At 63.1% G+C, this 18,698-nt stretch carries 18 protein-coding genes; 11 read left to right on the top strand and 7 right to left on the bottom strand.

Annotated elements, in window-relative coordinates:
• Positions 1-317: 317 nt before the first annotated feature.
• Positions 318-1,526: an MBL fold metallo-hydrolase gene (locus tag QFZ83_RS08795; RefSeq protein WP_307505113.1), complete on the top strand. Its 1,209-nt coding sequence runs from the start codon at positions 318-320 to the stop codon at positions 1,524-1,526.
• Here QFZ83_RS08795 and QFZ83_RS08790 read toward each other — a convergent pair.
• The 3 genes from QFZ83_RS08790 to QFZ83_RS08780 all read right to left on the bottom strand — a co-directional run bounded on the left by QFZ83_RS08790 (position 1,442) and on the right by QFZ83_RS08780 (position 4,645).
• Positions 1,442-2,914, bottom strand: a complete 1,473-nt coding sequence (locus QFZ83_RS08790; protein ID WP_307505110.1) for an amidohydrolase family protein — start codon at positions 2,912-2,914, stop codon at positions 1,442-1,444. The genes QFZ83_RS08795 and QFZ83_RS08790 overlap by 85 nt on opposite strands.
• A 61-nt stretch (positions 2,915-2,975) precedes the next feature.
• On the bottom strand, positions 2,976-3,764 hold the full coding sequence (locus QFZ83_RS08785; protein WP_307505107.1) for an alpha/beta fold hydrolase: 789 nt from the start codon (positions 3,762-3,764) through the stop codon (positions 2,976-2,978).
• An 11-nt stretch (positions 3,765-3,775) separates the two neighbouring features.
• The gene (locus QFZ83_RS08780) at positions 3,776-4,645 is read right to left on the bottom strand and encodes a fumarylacetoacetate hydrolase family protein (RefSeq protein WP_307505103.1); all 870 of its coding nucleotides are present in this window, start codon (positions 4,643-4,645) and stop codon (positions 3,776-3,778) included.
• 185 nt (positions 4,646-4,830) lie between these two features.
• Between QFZ83_RS08780 and QFZ83_RS08775 the strand changes: the two genes are divergently transcribed.
• The 5 genes from QFZ83_RS08775 to QFZ83_RS08755 all read left to right on the top strand — a co-directional run bounded on the left by QFZ83_RS08775 (position 4,831) and on the right by QFZ83_RS08755 (position 9,387).
• Complete coding sequence (locus tag QFZ83_RS08775) at positions 4,831-5,700, top strand: helix-turn-helix domain-containing protein (protein ID WP_307505101.1); 870 nt, start codon at positions 4,831-4,833, stop codon at positions 5,698-5,700.
• A gap of 473 nt (positions 5,701-6,173) precedes the next feature.
• The gene (locus QFZ83_RS08770) at positions 6,174-6,461 is read left to right on the top strand and encodes a hypothetical protein (RefSeq protein WP_307505098.1); all 288 of its coding nucleotides are present in this window, start codon (positions 6,174-6,176) and stop codon (positions 6,459-6,461) included.
• 117 nt (positions 6,462-6,578) lie between these two features.
• On the top strand, positions 6,579-7,589 hold the full coding sequence (locus QFZ83_RS08765; RefSeq protein WP_307505096.1) for a hypothetical protein: 1,011 nt from the start codon (positions 6,579-6,581) through the stop codon (positions 7,587-7,589).
• Entirely contained in the window at positions 7,586-8,641 is a 1,056-nt protein-coding gene (locus QFZ83_RS08760) for a hypothetical protein (protein WP_307505093.1), read from the top strand. The genes QFZ83_RS08765 and QFZ83_RS08760 overlap by 4 nt, the downstream gene beginning before the upstream one ends.
• Positions 8,642-8,751: 110 nt before the next feature.
• A complete protein-coding gene (locus tag QFZ83_RS08755; RefSeq protein ID WP_307505089.1) occupies positions 8,752-9,387 on the top strand; it encodes a hypothetical protein in 636 nt (211 codons plus the stop codon).
• Positions 9,388-9,461: 74 nt separating this feature from the next.
• On the opposite strand, the gene QFZ83_RS08750 is transcribed toward QFZ83_RS08755, so the two are convergent.
• Positions 9,462-10,361: a DUF308 domain-containing protein gene (locus tag QFZ83_RS08750; protein WP_373457497.1), complete on the bottom strand. Its 900-nt coding sequence runs from the start codon at positions 10,359-10,361 to the stop codon at positions 9,462-9,464.
• Between QFZ83_RS08750 and QFZ83_RS08745 the strand changes: the two genes are divergently transcribed.
• The 3 genes from QFZ83_RS08745 to QFZ83_RS08735 all read left to right on the top strand — a co-directional run bounded on the left by QFZ83_RS08745 (position 10,272) and on the right by QFZ83_RS08735 (position 14,004).
• The gene (locus QFZ83_RS08745) at positions 10,272-11,780 is read left to right on the top strand and encodes an HD domain-containing phosphohydrolase (protein ID WP_307505086.1); all 1,509 of its coding nucleotides are present in this window, start codon (positions 10,272-10,274) and stop codon (positions 11,778-11,780) included. The two genes, QFZ83_RS08750 and QFZ83_RS08745, sit on opposite strands and share 90 nt — an antisense overlap.
• A 228-nt stretch (positions 11,781-12,008) precedes the next feature.
• Positions 12,009-13,427, top strand: coding sequence for an alkaline phosphatase PhoX (locus QFZ83_RS08740; RefSeq protein ID WP_307505083.1), 1,419 nt, complete (start codon positions 12,009-12,011; stop codon positions 13,425-13,427).
• A 190-nt stretch (positions 13,428-13,617) separates the two neighbouring features.
• Positions 13,618-14,004, top strand: coding sequence for a VOC family protein (locus tag QFZ83_RS08735; protein WP_307505081.1), 387 nt, complete (start codon positions 13,618-13,620; stop codon positions 14,002-14,004).
• A gap of 32 nt (positions 14,005-14,036) precedes the next feature.
• On the opposite strand, the gene QFZ83_RS08730 is transcribed toward QFZ83_RS08735, so the two are convergent.
• Positions 14,037-14,420 (bottom strand): hypothetical protein, encoded by a 384-nt coding sequence (locus QFZ83_RS08730; protein WP_307505078.1) that lies wholly within the window; start codon positions 14,418-14,420, stop codon positions 14,037-14,039.
• Between the two features lie 35 nt (positions 14,421-14,455).
• On the opposite strand from QFZ83_RS08730, the gene QFZ83_RS08725 reads away from it, so the two are divergent.
• Positions 14,456-15,307, top strand: a complete 852-nt coding sequence (locus tag QFZ83_RS08725; protein ID WP_307505074.1) for a phytanoyl-CoA dioxygenase family protein — start codon at positions 14,456-14,458, stop codon at positions 15,305-15,307.
• Between the two features lie 25 nt (positions 15,308-15,332).
• Here the strand turns inward: QFZ83_RS08725 and QFZ83_RS08720 are convergent, their stop codons facing one another.
• Positions 15,333-16,742: a DUF2130 domain-containing protein gene (locus QFZ83_RS08720; RefSeq protein ID WP_307505071.1), complete on the bottom strand. Its 1,410-nt coding sequence runs from the start codon at positions 16,740-16,742 to the stop codon at positions 15,333-15,335.
• Positions 16,743-16,994: 252 nt separating this feature from the next.
• On the opposite strand from QFZ83_RS08720, the gene QFZ83_RS08715 reads away from it, so the two are divergent.
• The gene (locus QFZ83_RS08715) at positions 16,995-17,888 is read left to right on the top strand and encodes a DMT family transporter (protein ID WP_307505069.1); all 894 of its coding nucleotides are present in this window, start codon (positions 16,995-16,997) and stop codon (positions 17,886-17,888) included.
• A 135-nt stretch (positions 17,889-18,023) separates the two neighbouring features.
• Here the strand turns inward: QFZ83_RS08715 and QFZ83_RS08710 are convergent, their stop codons facing one another.
• The gene (locus QFZ83_RS08710) at positions 18,024-18,698 is read right to left on the bottom strand and encodes a tRNA-uridine aminocarboxypropyltransferase (RefSeq protein ID WP_307505065.1); all 675 of its coding nucleotides are present in this window, start codon (positions 18,696-18,698) and stop codon (positions 18,024-18,026) included.

Raw genomic sequence — 18,698 nt, 5'->3', positions numbered from 1 at the left:
GCAGTCGGTCGAGGCACCGGCTCTGCGGGCCGAACGCAGTAGCTATCCCAGCGTTGTCGCCTCCACGCTACCTGACGCACGAGCGTGAAATCTGGCCGGGCTCGCGGCCACCACCCGCGACGGATCGACACGCGCAGGGTTTGTACCGACGCCCAACTGTCCGCGTTGACAGCACTTCGACAGCTTGCAAACGACACGATTGCGGCTCTGCTGGAAGGCGGTCCTGGATTCGCTTTCTGTCCCCAGCCGGTCTTTGCGCCAGGCTGACTTTGCAGAGTGGCATCGAAGAATCAATCTGAAAAATACAGAGGCAAAAAATGAAACTCAGAATGTTTGCGTACACCTCGCTTGCGGCCGCCGCGGCGCTGACTTTGACGTTGGCCGCATGTGGTGGCGGCTCCGACAACAACGGTCTGCCCCTGATCGGCATCGGTGCCAATACGCCGCCTGCCGCGGTCCCGAACACACCCGCCGAGCCGCCTGCTCAGGAGCCGGTCGATCCGCTCGCAAAGGCTCCGTCGGACCTTCGGACCACCTGGTTCGGCATCAGCAACTGGCACTATCAGGTCGGCGACCTTGGCTTCATCCTGGACGGCGAGGTCGTCAACTCCGGTCGCACACCCAATCCGGCAGCCGTCCAGAAGGCTTTGACGGCGTTGACCAAGCGCGGGACTGTCGACTTCTTTCTCGTAGGCCATGAGCATGGCGATCACGCCCTGCAGATCCCTGAGTACGCCAAGCAAACTGGAAAGCCGATCTACGCCCCCGCCGCCGTTTGCGCAGCTGTGCTCGCGTATGGCAACCCCGAATCGCAGTGCACCACCCTCAAGGGTGGCGAAACACTGAAGATGAACGATTTCGTGACCGTGCGCGTGGTGCGCTGGTTGCACAGCCTGGACTGTGGACAGGCCGGCAACGGCACGACAGGTGTGGAGACGTTTGGATTTCTCGTCACTGCACAGACGAAGAACAAGGACAAGGTACTGACGCTCTATGCCTCCGACAGCGGCGCAGGAGGCGTCGACCTCTTCATCCCCCGTGTCGTCGGCAAGGGCACGCCTTCGGAGACCGTCTACGGCGCGCCTTTCTCCAACCTCGCCGACGCTGTGCGCGCGGCCAAGGTGCCCAACATCGATGTCTGGCAAGGTGGCCCCGAATCGCGCGTGGTCAACCAGGCGCGCGTACTGATGCCGGCTTTCGGCATCAAGTATTTCCAGCCCCACCATCTCGGCACCCGCGCCACCCTGGTCGATGGCGTGAGCGTGGGCTACAAGCTCGAATACGGGCTGCACTTCCCTTACCTCGAATCGGAGGTTCCGTTGCTTACGGCGTTCATGAAGAGCAATGGCACGACGCCGATGAACCCGTCGAACTATTTCGATGCCTGGGTACTCGATGCCGCGGGCTTCCGACCTGTAGACAACGCCGACGTGAAAGCCGATTACGGCCTGCCAGCCACCGGCCCTGGCCCTGGCAAGCAGGGACCGAACCCCCGTTCCGGACAGCTGGAATGCGTCAACGATTGAAGGCGGCTGCTCGCCGCGACCATGAGCGAGCAGCCGGCTCCGCAGGAGTCAGTGCATCTCAGCCAAGGCTCCTTGACGCCTTGTTCCCGCAGCGGCGTGTCCCCACCCTCCAGATGCAGCGCGGCATGCGACGGCACGGGCGTCGCGCAGTCCTTGTGGATCACGCCGTCCTTCATGACCAGTTGCACCTTGGCGGGATCCGTCAGCAACGACAGGTCTTGCAGCGGGTCGCCATCGACCAGGACGATGTCGGCAAGAAAGCCCGCCTTCAATTGCCCCAGCTCGTCGGGCCGCAACATGATCTGCCCGCCCAGCCGCGTTGCCGCCATCAGCGCCTCCTTCGGCGTCATGCCGATGTAGTCGACGAAGTACTGAAGGTCGTTGGCATTGGTGCCGTGCGGCATCCATGCAAAGCCGTAGTCGCCGCCCGGCAGGATGCGGATGCCGCGCTTGTGCATCTCGCGCAATGAGGCCGATGCGATCTCCAGCTCGCGCTTGTAGCCCATCTGCGTCGCCACGGCCTCGGTGATGCCGTACTCGGCCGCGTGGTAGGTCGTGCGAATCAGCCAGCCGATGCCGGGCGCGACGAAGTGCTTTTCTTTCGCGGCCTCCAGCATGTCGAGCGCCTCCTCGTCCGCAAAGCTCGCGTGGTAGACCATCTCGATGCCGTGGCGCACGCACTGCTTGACCGATTCGCTCGACCGCGCGTGGGCCGCCATGCGCTTGCCGTAGCGCTTGGCCTCCTGCGCGAGCATGGCGACTTCGTCTTCGGCAAAGGGCGACATTTCGGCCGGCAAGCCCGCGATGTATTCGCCCGACAGGTTGATCTTCAGATGGTCGACCCCGTACTTGATGAAGGTGCGCGCCGACCTGCGGATTTCTTCGGGCCCGCTGCACACGCTGCCGAAGCTCAGCTCCTCGAACTTCATGTGCGGCAGCGTGTTGTCGCCCAGCGCGCCGATGGTCGTGATCTCCTGGCTGCCGGCGAGGTAGCGCGGCCCCGGGAACTCGCCCGCGTCGATGGCATTGCGCAGCACCACGTCCAGCCGCGGTTTCGCCGCAGCCGCGCCGATGGCCGATGTCCACCCCATGTCGAGGTAGCGCTTGGCAACGCGCACGCACCAGAGCATGTGTTCCTCGGGCGGCATGAACTGGATGGCCGCGAGCGACGGCTGGTCGTTCCACGAGAAATGCGTGTGGGCCTCGGTCATGCCCGGCATGAGAAAGCGGCCCTTGCCATCGATCACGCGCGCGTCGTCGGTGCTCACGCGCTGGGGAAAGCGCGCCACCTCGACGATGCGTTTTCCCTCGACCAGAAGGTCGCCGGCGTAGGGCTCCTCGCCCGAGCCGTCGAAGATGCGGACATTGGTGAATGCAATACGGGTCATCGTTGTCTCCTCCGGCTTGTGGTGCCGGCAATGGGTTACCTAAATCGAATCGGCTGATGTCTCAACGAAGCGCCGCGTAGAAGGCTTCGAGCGCCTGCATGCAGCGCTGCGGTTGCTCGAAGGTGGTCCAGTGGCCGCACTCCTCGAGCACGACGAGCCGGCTGCCGGCGATGCGTGCCTGCATCGCCTGGACGTTGGCCACCGGGGCCACGCCGTCCTGGTCGCCGGTGACCAGGAGCGTCGGCGCATCAATGCGTTCGAGCGCGGCCGACTGAGCTTCGGCCAGCGCCTCGCAACTTTGCGCATAGCCCTCGGGCGGCTGGCGCATCACGCTCTCGCGCACCAGGGCGAGCACCGCCGGCTGCTGCTCCTTTGTCTGCGTGCTCGTCGCGCCCTTCACGATCGCATCGGCGATCTCCTGCATGGCAGCGGCCCCGCCGCGCGCTGCGTTGGCACGCGCCGCGATGTTGGGGCGCGCCGCATCCGGTGGCGCCGCCAGCGGGCCGAACAGCGCCAGCGATTTCACGGTGCCGGGGCTCCGCACCGCCAGATGCTGCGCGACGATGGTTCCGAGCGAATGCGCCATCACATGCACCGATGCGACCTCGAGCGCCGAGAGCAACCGCAGCATGGAATCCACATAGCCATCGATCGACAAGGCCGTGCCGTCTGCCGGCAGCGGTGACCGCGCGCTGCCCGGCAGGTCAGGCCTGATGCGCTGAAAACCGCCGAGCGCCGGCAGGATGGGCGTCCAGTTGTTCGACGATCCGCCCAGCCCGTGGATGCACAGCAGCGCTTCGCCCTCGCCATCGACCTCGACAGTCAGGCCGTTCAAAACTTGAGTCGTCATGTGCAGCCCCTTCAGACGAACTTGTTCTCGATGGCGCCCAGCCGGTCGATTTCGACCCGCACCACGTCGCCGGCGCGCAGGTAGCGCGGCGGGTTCATGCCCATGCCCACGCCGGCCGGCGTGCCGGTGGCGATGACATCGCCGGGGTAGAGCGTGATGCCGCGCGAGATCGTCTCGATGAGCGTGGGAATGTCGAAGATCATGTTCTCGGTCGGTCCGTCCTGGCGCAACTCGCCGTTGACCCAGCAGCGCACGCGCGTCTTCGTACCGTCGAACTCGTCGGCCGTGACGATCCACGGGCCCATCGGGCAGAAGGTGTCGAACGACTTGCCCAGGTCCCACTGCCCGTGGCGCATCTGCACGTCACGCGCCGTCACGTCGTTGACCACCGTGTAGCCGAACACATGCGACATCGCGGCGTCGCGCGCGATGTTCTTGCCGCCCTTGCCGATGACCACGGCCAGTTCGGCCTCGTAGTCGATCTGCGCCGACACGCCCGCGGGAACCAGCACCTCGTCGTGCGGCCCGACGACGCACTCGGGCACCTTGGTGAACACGATCGGCCACTCATCGGTCTTGGCGGCGTTGTCCTTGAACACCGATGCCGACAGCTCCTTGGCATGCGCGTGGTAGTTGCGGCCGACGCACCAGAGGTTGCGCCGCGGTTTGGGCAGCGGTGCATCGAGCACCACTTCGCGCAAGTCGACTGCGGGCCCCGATGCTTCCGGAAGCGATCCGCCCCTGGCGAGAATTTCGATCAGCGTCAGCACGCCGCTGTCTGCCTGCTCCGGCGTGAGTTGCAGTGGCGTGACGGTCTTGCCGTCGGCGGAAACAAGGCCCACCTTGCGGTGGCCCTCGCTCGTGAAAGTGGCGATTCGCATGAAGGTTTGCTCCTGTGTTTTAGCGATGCGCCAACTTTAGAAATCGCGGGCCGGCGGCGCTTATCGGCCGATCCGGCGGCGTATCGAATCGTCTGGTGTGCTTCTAAGGACTTACCCGATGCGCTACGCGGGCCGGCGCCGCACGGGAGAACAATCGCCCGAAACCAACTCGATGAAGCGCACAGATGCAGGAAGCCTATGCACTCCACGAAGGCGCGTTCGGCACCGCGATCGTCCTGGAGGCGAGCGCCAACCTGGTGGCGCACGCGCACTCCGAAACACAGCTCGCCCTCTGGCTGGGCGGCGCGCGGGCCTGCGCGCATGTCGGCACCGAAGTCGTCGGCTACAGCGAAAGCGTGGCGCTCGGCGTCAACGCGTTCGAGGCGCACGACATGGTTCGACTGGAGGACAACGGATCGAGCCTGTTCATCGTCTTCATGATCAAGAAGGACTGGCTCGACGAACTCGGCCTGGCGAAGGACCGGAGCTTTCGGTTTCCGTCACCGCGCGTGCCCATCGGCGATGCGCTGCGGCGTTCGTGCTGGCGCGTGCTGGATTTGATGATCTCCACCGGTGCGGCACGCGAGCACATCGACAAGGAGGTCGAGCGGCTGCTCGAAGCGGCCATCGCCGCTTCCGCCACGGGTGGCGATGCGGCGCCGATCGCTGGCGGCATCGGTGTGACGCTCGACCACCGGTTGCGTGCCGCCATCGCGCACATGCGCGCGCATGTTTCCGAGAAAACGACGATCGACGAAATCGCCGCCAAGGTCGGCCTTTCGCGCGCGCATTTCTTCGCGCTGTTCCGCGACCAGTTGCACACGACGCCGCAGGTGTTCTGGAGCGGCGTGCGCGTCGAGGAGGCGATGCGCAGGGTGAGCGATGGCGGCAAGCTCACCGACGTTGCACTCGACCTCGGGTTCTCGGCCCCGGGGAATTTCTCGCGCTTTTTCAAGGAGCACACGGGGATTTCGCCTTCGATCTTCAAGCGCGCCACACGCGCGCCTTCGCCGGTCACTGTCACGGGGATACCGCGGGAGAGTCGGTCTTCCTAGCGCTGTTGGGGGCTTTGGAATCGTGTGCGGCTGATCGAGGCCGCGACTGCGATTGAAGTTCGTTCCGTACTCGTGATCGGGCGGCTGATCGGTTGAGCTGCATGCATCGGCTGTCGGCCACGCGCAGCGATGGAGCGATGGAGCGAACGAGCAACGAGCAACGAGCAACGAGCAACGAGCAAACGAAACCTGTGCGATCCGCGACTTACTAGCGCATTCAGTTTCCCCGCCCGCGCGGTCTCTCTCTAAAGTGGACGCCCCTGTCGCTCGGCGACGCACTGTATGGAGCAATGAAGGCGCTGATACGACGCGCTTTTTTTTCTGAAAGATGACCGCTTCGCCTCGCGGCGGGCCATCGGTGCCATGCGCACTCGATGGAAAACGCGAGGCACAAAAGGCGACGGCCGGGATGTGTCAGCACCCCAGCCGTCTAACCACATGACGTGCAACTACTCTGAAAGAGAGCACAACAAATGGCTAAACGAATTATGGCCGGGCCCCCTGCACCGGCACCCCGTGACAAGTCGACCACCGGCACCGCCCCCACCATCACGGACGGACCCAGCGCGGCCGACCTTCTGGAGAACAGGCTGGAGCAGTTGAAGTCGCTGCTGTGGTGCTGCTACAGCGAAGGCATCGACTGGTCCCGCGGCGACGGGCCGAAGCATCTGGAGAACGTGATCTGGCTCGCGGCGGATATGGTGGATCAGGCGGCGGAGTTGCATCAGCGGTGTTTGAGCGAGCGGGCTGGGCAAGCCTGATTGATGTGTGCATGCTCCGGCTGACGGAGCATGCGCAGGTCCCCGGATCGCTGCCCCCTATGGCAGCATGCGGCGGCGGATTCAACCGGCCGCCGCTCTCTTTAAATGAAGCATCACATGTCTATTACTTCTGGTGTTCGCAAAGCTTTAATTGGCGGACTCTGTTTACTAGCTGGCGCGGCTGCTTTCTCCCAATGGCCATCATCGAGTGTTCTAGATCTAACTCACAAGAAGCAAGGAACTGCTCTCCCCGTGGCTGCTTATGGGAATATGAGCACCACCGAATTCAGATCGATGGTGCGCAAGGCTTTTCAGGAATCGGGTTTCACCTTCGTTTCTGCAAATTCGCAAAAAGACAAGCCCACGGTTATTCTTTTTGAGTTGATCATCAATCCGAAAACGGAGATAAATCCGACGATTCTTGTGTCCATCGACGAGTCGCTGTTGGACAGTAGGAGAAATTGCAATCCGTGCTTTTTGAGATTCACTGAAATCAGCAACGAGCAGGAAATGAAGGCGCTGCCCTGGATGATGCAATACAAGCTGACCTCGCTTCTCTTACCGGCAATCGACAAAGCGTATTCAAATATCGAATTGAGCGGTCGCACTCATCTGGCGCCGTCGTTCAGCTTCAATTACAAGCCCCAGTGGAAAGGGGAAAAAAATCTATTCGGCAACTCCTATACCGGCATCGGCTTGCCCGATCTCAAGGAGCGTTTGATCAATGCATACCGGAGTGCTGGCTTTACGCCGATTGAGAATGACGTCAACCTGAAATCTTCCGAACTCGATCTGATTTTCAGCTTTCCTATAGACCCAGCCAAAGACGGTGGCGCCGTTTATAAATTAAAAATCAACAGCCAGTTCGATGCAAACGGACACTGCTATCCGTGTGAGATCACTGAAAACTACGATCCCTACCAGCGACTTCCTCCCGCGGGTTTGTCTGGAGTTTTCGATCGCGCAACCTTGGAATCCAGATTTTCGGCCGCCAGGAGTACCGCGTTCGAAAACATGCGAATTGATCTTGAAAGCTATTTGCGACCTCGCTCCGGATTTACAGTGCCGGCCAAATTGGCACCCCTTGGGTCACCCCGCCCTCCGCCCACCCCGATCGCCGTGACATGACGACGCAGGTGCAGACCGTATTTGGCAATACCGGTATTGCGGCGACGCGGCAAGAGCATTGGCTGGTATTTATCAATTTGTTTGTAGCTTTATCAGCCGGGGCATTGGCATCGTTGTCTGCCCCAATGATGCTGGCCGTGCTTTATATTGATATTTGGTTGTTTGCCAATCCTCATCTCATTGCAACCTACACGCGCATTCGTCAGATTTCCCCGAGCATCAAGACTCATTGGATTTTGATTTTTGCCGCCCCAGTTTTAATAGCGGCGGGCTTGACGATCATCGCTCTTGCTTATGAAGCGGCCGGGCTGCTGGCTCTCTACTTTGTGCTTCAGGCGTTTCACGTGACTCGCCAGAGTTATGGAATAGCAAGACGCTGCGACCGCCGGCTGCAGGTGCCTTATCAAGGGCTGCCTTATTTTTTGATCTATATTTTTCCCATTTGGGGATATTTGCATCGCAGCGCTCAGGCGCCCGATAGTTTCTTGGGATATCCGATCTGGCTGCCTCCTGTTCCGCAAGAGTTAGCCTCTGCAATAGAAATTGTGGCTATCGTTGGTGCATTGATCTGGTCTGCACGCCTGTGGCATTGCAGACGCGCAGAGAAGGAAAACTCTCTCTTCAACAGTTTTTTGTTTTCTCACTTATTGATTTCGCTGGTCAGCTATATATTGATCAATGACATTACTCTGGGCTGGCTGGTCGTCAATGTTTGGCACAACATTCAGTATCTGGTATTCGTCTATCGCCAACAACGAAGCGATATCAAGAAAAGAAACAACACCGGTGAATTGACGAGCACCGCGACGCCTCGAAAATCATTGATTGGAATCCTGAAGCGCCCGACCATATTTTTCTCAGGATGCTTAGTTTTTGGCGCTATTTTTTACGTCGTCGCCGATAAAATTGGTGAAAGCCTGCTTTGGCTGGGATTTCCAACCGTTCTTATTGCGCATCTAATTTTTAACTTTCACCACTATTTGGCAGACGGCTTCATATGGAAACGTCGCCGTATTGGCAGGCCTATGGATGAGGTGCAGAGGGCAAACTGAAGCGCCTCTGCCTGAAGAGAAAGGCAAAGATTCGGGCACTCCCATTTCCACACCGCGCAATCGCGCTAGTGCTGGCTGAACATTCATCGTCGGACATCCAAGGAAGATCCATGCGTCGTCGTCCCCTCCTCTTGGCCCTGCCGCTTTCGTTCTGCGCACACGCCCAGAATCAAAGCCTGCCTCTCACAAGTCCTGTCGATGCAGTGCACTTCTACGTCATCCCTACCGATGACATATCGGAGCAGGTCGTTGCCAACATCGCCCGAGGTCTCACCGTCGAAACGGGGTTATGGGTCAAGTCAACCCTGTGGACACCCCCAGGCAACATCGAGCCTTTTTCAGGGACCAATCAGTACGCTGCGGAGGACTATTTTCCGCTCGGTGCCAAGGCGGCAACGCTGCTCCCCGAAGCCTCTCCGCGAACCTATTTCATTGTTCTAACGGACCGTGATATCAATTCCAGGAGTCGGAATTTCAGGTTTCAGTTTTCGATGCACAGCCCTATGCAAAACACTTCGGTGCTGTCGAGTGCGCGCCTTCAATACAACACTGATGGATCGCGAGCCTCTCCGCAAGTCCTGAGCACCCGCGTAGCGAAGATGCTCCTGCGTATCGTTGGGGAAATGCGTTTGGGCTGGAAACGTATCAACGATCCGCTCGATCTCATGTATGCGCCCATCATGTCGGTGGACGACATTGATCGCATGACGGTGGCGCGCACCATCCAGCAGCGAAAGCAGCGGTAGTCAGCCGGTCCGACAACTATTTATCGCAGAGGTGACCGTTTGCGCCGAAGCGATCGACTGCTTCGATAACCGCATCAGCCCTGCTTGGAAGCCAATCCACTGGCCCCGCTCTTGGGTCGCCGAAACAAGATCACCAGCCCCGAAATCAAAAAGTAGACAGCCCCCACCGCCGCATACCCAGCAAACGTCTGCACCACAGGCGCCGCACTCCCCTGCTGCGCCACAAAAAACCCGCCGGCCAGCGCCGACTGAGCCCCGCTGAGCATCATCACCCACTGCCCTTTGTCGCTCTTGCGCCGGCGAATCGCAGTCGCCAGCTGAAGCAGCCCCGCGACGATGGCCCACGCGCCGAAGATCGCCAGGATGAGCTGCAGCTTGAGCCCCAGCGAAACCGCGACGGCCACGGTGACCAGCGCGCTGATCCAGGCATTCAGCACCTGCGTGGGGTTGGCCTTGGCGCCGCCCGTCATCCGCGCGTCCCACAGGTTGGCCAGCGCGTCCCATGCGGGGTAAACGACGAGCAGCGCGGTCGCCAAAATGGGCGAGCCCTTGGCGACGGTGAAGGCGAGCGCGACCCACACAAAGGAAAAGGCGGCGCGCGTGAAGTAGAGCTTGCGCAGCCACGCGGCTCGTTGAAGAAGCGGTTGAAGTTGAAGTGGCGACTGATTCGTGTCTGACATGGCAATGGCGGTCGAGGCCGCGAGATTGGAAAGAAGAGGAAGAAGAGAGAAGAGAAAAAGCTCGTCGCCCCTCGAGCGGAGCGGCTGCAGCCAATTCTGTTTGGCCCCTCCCCATCGCGGTATCGGTCGAATGACCGACAAGGGCGCCTTGAAATAAATCGACTGTGCGATCCTGTGCTTTTGCCCCTCTTCACCGCCTCCGTGATGCCAGACGACACCACCATCGCCGTATTCGACGCCGTGCGCGCCCTCGCCTTCATCGGCGACCTGAGCATGGGCCAGCCGACCGACCATTCGCTGCGCACCGCGTGGCTCGCGGGAATGATCGCGACAGAAGCCCGCTGCGCCCCTTCGCAGGTCGAGGCCGCCCGGCACGTCGCGCTGCTGCGCTGGTCGGGCTGCACGGCCAACGCGCAGGAGTTCGCGGACTTCATGGACGACGACGTGCAGGGCCGGCAAGCCATGCTCGCATCGCAGAAGCCGCGAGCACCGCAGCAACAACAGCAGCAGCATCAACAACAACATCAGCCGCGCAGCGCGGCCATCCCGAGCGCGATGCTCGACATGGCCAACATCCATTGCGAAATCGCCGGCGATATCGCGAACACGCTGGGCCTTCTCCCCGACACCGAAGCGGCGCTGCGCGCGATCTTCGAGACCTACGACGGCGGCGGCGTGCCCGGCCTGCTGCAAGGCGACGAGGTGCCGCTCGCAACTTACGTCGTGGCGCTGGCGAGCGATCTCGAAATCTTCAGCCGCCTCTACGGGCTCGACGAAGCGCTCACGCTGGCCCGCGGGCGCGCGAACAGCGTGTACCCCGGCGCGCTGGTCGATGCCAGCACGCCACACGTCGCGACGTGGATGAAGACGCTGGACGCCCCCACCCCGCCGTGGACCGACGCGGCCGACCAGCCCGCATCGATGCTCCAGCGCGTCGGGCTGGAGCTGGTGGGCGACGTGATCGATCTCAAGCTGCCCTGGATGACGGGTTACTCCCGCCGCGTGGCCCAGCTGGCGCGCGACGGCAGCGCGCACGCGGGCCTGGACGAGGCCCTGTGCCACCGCACGTACAAAGCCGGGCTGATCCACGGCATCGGCCGCGCGTCGGTGCCCAACGCGATCTGGAACGCGCCCGAGCCGCTGCCGGCCTCGTCGCTGGAGCGCATGCGGCTGGTGCCGTACTGGACTTCGCGCGCCGCCGGGCAAATCGACGGGCTCGCGGCCGAAGCGGAAATCGCGTCCTTCGCTTTCGAGCGGCGCGATGGCTCGGGTTACTTCCGCGGCCGGTCGGGCACGGCGATGCCGCCGGAGGCGCAGTTCGTCGCGGCGGCCGAGCGGTGGGTTGCTCTTCGCACGCGGCGTCCGTGGCGGGCGGAGTTCAGCGAAGCAGAGGCGCTGGGGTGCATGAAGGAAGACGTGGAGGCGGGGCGCTTCGATCAGCACGTTGTCGATGCGCTGCTTGCCTGCGCGATGTCGCATGCGCCTTCGAGATCCGCGGCGCCGCAACAACAGCGCGGCGAGCAGGCTTTGTCGGAGCGCGAACTGGAGGTTCTGCGCTGCATCAGCAAGGGCGAGAACACCAAGGAAGTCGCCCGCGCGCTGGGCATCAGCCCGCGCACGGTGCGAACGCATGTCGAGCGCGTGTTCCTCAAGCTCGAATGTTCGACGCGCGCGGCCGCGACGTTGAAGGCGGCGACCCGCGGGCTGATTTGAGGACGGGCTCCGGCCGGTAGCGGCAACGGCGAGCGAGCGCCGTGGCGCCCTTGCCTTTTTCTTTCGCTGGTGCAACTGCAACCGGGATGCGATTCGTACCGGAGCCGAAGGACTCCGCAACCGAAATCGCTCCCGCCCGCTCCGCGCAAATTTTCATCGTCACGAACGCTTCATGTCGGCACTAAAGAATCGCGCCGTCAAAAGACCTGAACACGACCTGACCAAACGATGAAAACCGCAAAAAACACGTCCTTCCCCACCGTCCCCCTCGATCTTCCCCAGCGCCGCACCTTCCTGCGGCAGAGCTTCGCCACCGCGGGCGTGGTCACGCTCCCGGCCTTTCTCGCGGCCTGCGGCGGTGGCGGCAGCAACGGCGTTGCCTTCCCGCCGATTGCCGGTGCGCCGCCCGCACCTTCGCCTTCGCCCGCTCCGGCGCCGACACCCGCCCAGCCGCCGGTCGAGCCGCCCGTCGTCAAGAAGAGCCCCTTCGCGGAGTTCTCGGCGCTGGAGCCCGCCGATGCCAACGGCGTGATGCTGCCCAAGGGCTTCACCTCGCGCATCGTTGCGCAGTCGGGCGCCATCGCCGCAGGAAGCTACACATGGCATGGCTCGCCGGATGGCGGCGCGACCTACCCGACCGCCAACGGCGGCTGGATCTACGTGAGCAACTCGGAAATCAGCAAGGCCGGCGGCGGTGTCGGCGCGTTGCGCTTCGACGCCAACGGCACGGTGGTCGATTCGTACCCGATCCTGAAAGGCACAACGACCAACTGCGCTGGCGGCCCCACGCCCTGGAACACCTGGCTGTCGTGCGAGGAACATTCCAGCGGCATGGTGTGGGAGTGCGACCCCACCAAGCCCTGGGTCGACGCGAGCAGCGCCCCGAGCCTGCCGGCGCTGGGTCTCTACGCACACGAAGCCGTGTGCGTGGACCCCGTTCACAAGACGCTTTATCTGACCGAAGACGCATCCCTCGGCCGCGTCTACCGCTTCGTCTGCGATGCGAGCGACTGGCCCGAAGGCGCCCCGCGCGCGGCAATGAAGACGGGCCGGCTGCAGGTGCTCAAGATCAAGGACATCGCGAGCGACATCGACGTGGCCGATCCGGCCAAGCCGTATCCGAAGGACTTCGGCCAGCCGCTGGCGGTGGAATGGCTGGACGTCGTCAACCCCGACAAGCCGCAGGCCACCGTGCGCTCGAGCATGCGCACCGCGGGCCTCACGCCGCCCGGCGCCGGGTTCAGGAAGGCCGAAGGCATCTGGTTCTTCAACGGCATCGTGTACTTCGTGACCTCGTACAACGCGCACATCTGGGCCTACGACACGCAGAACCAGACGCTCGAGGCGATCTACGACGGCATGAACAAGGACCCGGCCACGCACTCGATCGACGAGCCGGACAACCTCACGATCTCGGCCCTGGGCGACATCCTGGTGGCGGAAGACGCGGGCAACCTGGAAATCGGCGTGCTGCGGATGGAATCGGGCACCTCCCAGCCGCTCGTGCGCCTGGTCGGCCACGACGACAGCGAGGTCGTCGGCCCCGCCCTGTCGCCCGATGGCAAGCGGCTGTATTTCAGCTCGCAGCGCGGCACCGGGGGAGCGGGCATCACCTTCGAGATCACGCTGCCGTCAGCGGCGAAGTAAGAAGACAAGGCCAGAGGCGAGGCGTTCGCCCGGCACAGCGCAGGAAGACCGATCGACGGTCGATCCTGCGGCCGATGCGTTTGCCATATGGCGCCGCCGCGGTTGTCGGCGTAAGCTGAAATCCGGCCGACCAGCCAAGGTGATGGCCCCAGCAACCACCGCTGTGCCGACTTGTACGAAAGGACCGTTCATGTTGTCCGACTCGTCTGTCACGACCATGCTCCCCGTCAAGGACATGGACCGCGCCCGCGCCTTCTACGAGGGTTGCCTGGGCCTGAAACCCGGGGGCCTCCGGCCCGACGGCAAGTTCGTCTACGCGGTGGGCGGCAGCACGCTGTCGCTGTTCCCCAAACCGGAGGGAACCAAGGCCGACCACACGGCGATCAGCTTCCAGGTCGACGACATCGCCGCCAGCATCGCGAACCTGAAGCGCGCCGGCGTGGTGTTCGAGGACTACGACTACCCCGAGCTGAAGACCGTCGACCATGTCTGCGTGCTCGGCTCGGAGAAGGCGGCGTGGTTCAAGGACACGGAGGGGAACTATCTCTGTATTCACGAGGAGATTGCAGAGGGGTAGCTGCGATGCGTCGGGCGCCGGTCGGGCGGAGATCAGGCGAAGAAGAGATACCCGATGAAACCCGCAACTGCGTACGCCGCAATGGCGATGAGCGTCATTGCGGCTTCGGAAGCCACCAGTGCGCCGTCGTCGGCGCGCGCGAATCCGTACCAAGGAAAGCTCAGGCCTGCTTCGCCGAAATCCGCTCGGACCTGTCCCAAGGTGACCACCTTGAAGGCGCCCAGAAACAGCAGAAGCACAGCGCCTTCGCCCAGCACATGCACCAGCGCGTACAAGGCGATGGCTGCGGGCGCGAACAGCGCCAAAAGGGCAAGGGTGCCGACGGTGCTCGCCGCAAGCTCGTCTCTGTGAGCGAATGCCAGGAGCACGGCGCAGACCCAGATGGCTGCAGCGACGATCCAGTGGGTTCGGGTCATTGCTGAGGTGAGGTGGATGGCTGGAGCGAGAGACCATGATGCGGAGAAAATCCGTTCATGGCTGCCTGTTTCCGATGGTAGCCGCGCGCTGCATCAGCGCTACCGGGTTGCCTCCGTATTCGTATCCTCGCTTCCACCTGCTTCGAACTTCATCGGCTAACCGCCGCAGCTTTCAAGCAATGAATTCATCCCCCTCCGACCTCTTCATCGACCAAGGCTATCTACGGCTCGAAGGCTTCCATCCAAAGAAGCACGTGGCGGGCGTCAAGCAGAAGCTTCTGGACGAACTCAAGCGGCTGAAGGCGTTGCCCGGAGGAAAGAGCCTGCCGGCTTCGCTGCAACGGCTGCCAGTCTTCCAGCAGATCGGAAAGCTCTCGGCGCTCGTGAAGGTTCCCGGCTTGCATCAAGCACTCGTAACGCCCGACCTCATCGAATACGTCACCCGACTTGGCGGGCGCGCGCCCTCTGCCGTTCAGGACACACAACTGCTCCTCTCGCCGCCCAACCAAGGCGCCTCGACGCTCGAGCGATTGAACTGGCATGTCGATGTGTCGGCGCCGACGCAAGGGCCGCTGCCCGGTATCCAGGCTTTCTTTCTCATCGACGACGTGGCGCCCGGCGGTGGCGCAACCCTGGCGTTGGCCGGATCGCATCGTGTCGGCACGCCGGGGCAAGCATCGGCCTCGCGGCTGCGCGAGGTGCTGAAGACGCCGGGAGACCTTGCGCGAAATCTTGAGCAACTGGACATCGGCATCGTCGAGATGTCCGGCCGCGCGGGCGACGTGTTCCTGATGGACCTGCGCCTCTTGCACACGCCATCGGTCAATTCAACGAAGAACGTGCGGATGATGGCGACGGCTCGCTGCTTCTTCTCCAACGGCACCTGAAATCGCCGTGCGCGGATGACGCGGCTCATCCCGCGTCGGGAGGCGCATCCTTCTTCAGATCGGCGAACTTGGCCGCCATCGTCGGGTTGCCGCGCGTCAGCTTCTTGATCGTCACGTCCTGCGCCTTGTCGTTCGCCAGGCGAAGGTTGCGGTCGGTGCCGAGCAGCGCCTCCTTCGTTTTTTGCAGGTGGTCGATCGACTTGTCGATCTCTTCGATGGCGGTCTGGAAGCGCCGCGAAGCCAGGTCGTAGTTTTTCGCGAATGCGTTCTTGAACGTCTCCAGCTCGTTCTCGAAATTCGTGACGTCGATGTTCTGCGCCTTGAAAAGCGCAAGCTCGGACTTGTACTTGAGCGAGTTCATCGCCGCGTTGCGCAGCAGCGTGATGATCGGCAGAAAGAACTGCGGCCGCACGACGTACATCTTCGGGTAGCGATGGAACACATCGACGATGCCGGTGTTGTAGAGCTCGCTGTCGGGCTCCAGCAGGGAGACCAGCACCGCGTATTCGCAGCCCTTCTCGGTGCGGTCCTTGTCGAGCTCCTTCAGGAAGTCTTCGTTCCTGTTCTTCGTGGCGGTGCGGTCGCTCTCGTTCTTCATCTCGAACATGATCGAGACGATCTCGGTGCCCGCCTCGTCCGCATCGCGAAAGACGTAGTCGCCCTTGCTGCCGGAGCGCGCGTCGTTGTCCTTCTCGAAATACGCCCGCGGAAACGCCATTGCCCGGATGCGGTTGAACTCGGTTTCGCAGTGCTGCTCCAGGGTCTCGCCGACCATCTTGGTCGAGAGGCGTGCCTTCAAGTCCTTCAGGCGCTCGATCGCGTCGTCGCGGTCCTTGATCTGCGTTTCGTACTTGTCCTTGAGCGACTTCTCGGCGAGTTGCTTTTCGAGCTCGGCCCGGCCGAGGCCGCTCCTGAGTTCGTCGCGCTCCTTCTCGACCACGCTCACGGCCTGGGTGACCGCGAGCCGCTGCGCCACTTCGATGGCGTCGAGCTTGGCCTTCAGCGACTGGATCTCCGCGTCCTTGGCGGCAGCGCCCCGCTCCAGTTCGCTCGCGTGCTTCGCCTGGGCCAGCTCGGCGGCGGCCCGCTTGTCTTGCCGGGCCCGTTCGAGTTCGCTGGCGAGCGCGTCACGTTCTTTTTCGATGGTGCCGAGGGCTTCGCTCACCGCGAGTTTTCGCGCGACCTCGCCGGCATCGAGGCTGGCCTTCAGTTGCTGGATCTCGGCGTCCTTGGCTGCGGCTGCCGCCTGCAACCGGCTGGCGGCCTGGGCCTGGGCGAGTTCGACGGCATTGCGTTTGTCCTGCGCGGCCAACTCGAGCCGCTCGTGCAGTTGCTTGTCGAAGTCGCTGTCGCGAACCTGCTTGAGGATGTCGGCGTACCCGGCCTCGTCGATCTTGAAGGCTTTCCCGCAGTGCGGGCAGATGATTTCATGCATGACTGATTACTCGTGTGTGTGGGGTGCAACCTGCACGCGCGCGGCGGGCCTCGATTCGCTTCATGATCGCCCGCGCCGTGATTGCCTCAGGGCCGAATCGTGCCACGAGGGCGAACGCCAGGCCCCGGCCGCGCGACTGCTTGCTGTCGCGGGCCAAGGCTAGACTTGTGCCTCGGCCAGGACCAGACACTCGCTGCGCCTCTGCCAGGCGGTCAAGAACAAGTCCCTTCCCCTGGCCGCCATCACCCGCCCATGCACTCGACCGGAACCCTGCGCGGCATCGCCGCGATGCTGTTGGCTTGCGCCTTCTTCGCCTGCATGGACGCGCTGCTCAAGAGCCTGGCCGGACATTACCCGCCGGTGCAGGTGATGGCGCTGCGCGGCCTCACGGCCTTGCCTTTGGTGTGCCTCTACATCGCCTGGCGGCGCGAGGCAGGTGGCGTATTCAACCGCCGGACGCGCTGGCGTCTGCACCTGCTGCGCACCGTGCTCAACATGACGATGCTCGTGCTCTTCGTCTATGGCCTGAAATCCCTGGGCCTTGCCGAGGCCTACACGCTCACTTTCATCGCTCCGCTGCTGATGGTGCTCATCGCGGTGCCGCTGCTGGGCGAGTCGGTTCAGCCGCGGCATTGGATCGCGATCGGGCTGGGCTTCATCGGTGTCGTCATCGCGCTGCGGCCCGAGCAAGGGGCCTTTCTCTCGGCGGGTGCCGTGGCGATTCTGGTGGCGGCCGTCTGCTATGCGCTGTCGAACGTGCTGGGCCGGCTCATCAGCCGCACCGAACCGAGCGCCGCGCTGGTCTTCTGGGCCACGGCCGGCATGGCGGTCGGCGGCGGTCTGCTGTCGGCGCCGCAATGGGTGCCGATCCAGGCGGAGCACACGTGGGTGCTTGCAGGCCTGGCGATCAGCGGCTTCCTGGGCCAGTTGGCCATCGCCGAGGCCTTTCGGCACGGACAGGCTGCTGCCATCGCCCCCTTCGAATACAGCGCCCTCGCCTGGGGACTCCTGCTGGACTGGCTGTTCTGGCAAGCCACGGCCGATGTGTGGACGCTGGGCGGCGGCGCGTTGATCATCGCGAGCGGGCTGTGGTTGGCGCGAAGCGAGGCGCCGAGATCTGCGGGGAAGAAGCGGCAGGCGGCTTGAATTGCGGCGAAGCGCGTGTGCGAAGCCAGATGTTTTTGCGGCAAGTTCAAGCGAGGATCTTGAATGGCTGGATGACGGGTTGAGGCCGGGAGTTCTGGATGCGGTGAGCGGCTACGGTCGGCCAAAACCAGCCATCTAGCTGGTCACTTGAATGAACTCCGTAACCCTGGGTCGAGGGCAGGGCTCGTCGGGTTGCGCGTTTCGCTGCCCGCCCGCCTGCTCCAGGTACTCGACAAACCCGTCGAAGGCATTCAACAAGGGCTGGAACCGCGCCGCACCGCCTTCCAGTTGGCACAAGGCGTAGCAGGTCGCCTCCAGCGTGGACAGTTGGTCGGGCCCATGGGCTTTGCGGATACGGTAGTGCGAAGGCGGCAGGTTGTGCAGGGCCAAGCGGGGCAACTGTTGCAGTGCCGGGCTTTGGTAGAGCATCTTTCGGCTTTTGCGCCAGGTGCCGTCCAGCACGACCAGACGCAGGCTCGACGGGGCTTGCGACCACTCGGGCGGTAGCGCGGGTGGGACCCGCAGGTCCGGGGCGGTATCTTGCAGACTGTCCGGATACAGCAGCAGCGTGTGCTTGCCGTCCACCGGCCAGACGGGCACGGCAAATGCCTCACCCACCACCAAGCGGCAGTGCGCCAAGCTGAGGTGCAGCAGGCGGGCACTGCCTTTGGCCTGGTGTACCTCCAGCGGGTGCTGCAGCACCAATACCTCCACCGCGTGGGCGGTGGGCACGACCCAGCGGCAAATGCAGCCGCTGCGCGGGCGCAGGCAAGCGGTGCACTGGGGGCGTGGGACCAAAGCGGCGGACAT

Origin of the sequence: Variovorax sp. W1I1 (assembly GCF_030815625.1) — a bacterium.
GTDB lineage: Bacteria > Pseudomonadota > Gammaproteobacteria > Burkholderiales > Burkholderiaceae_C > Variovorax > Variovorax paradoxus_C.
This window is presented reverse-complemented; position numbering and strand designations above follow the sequence as displayed.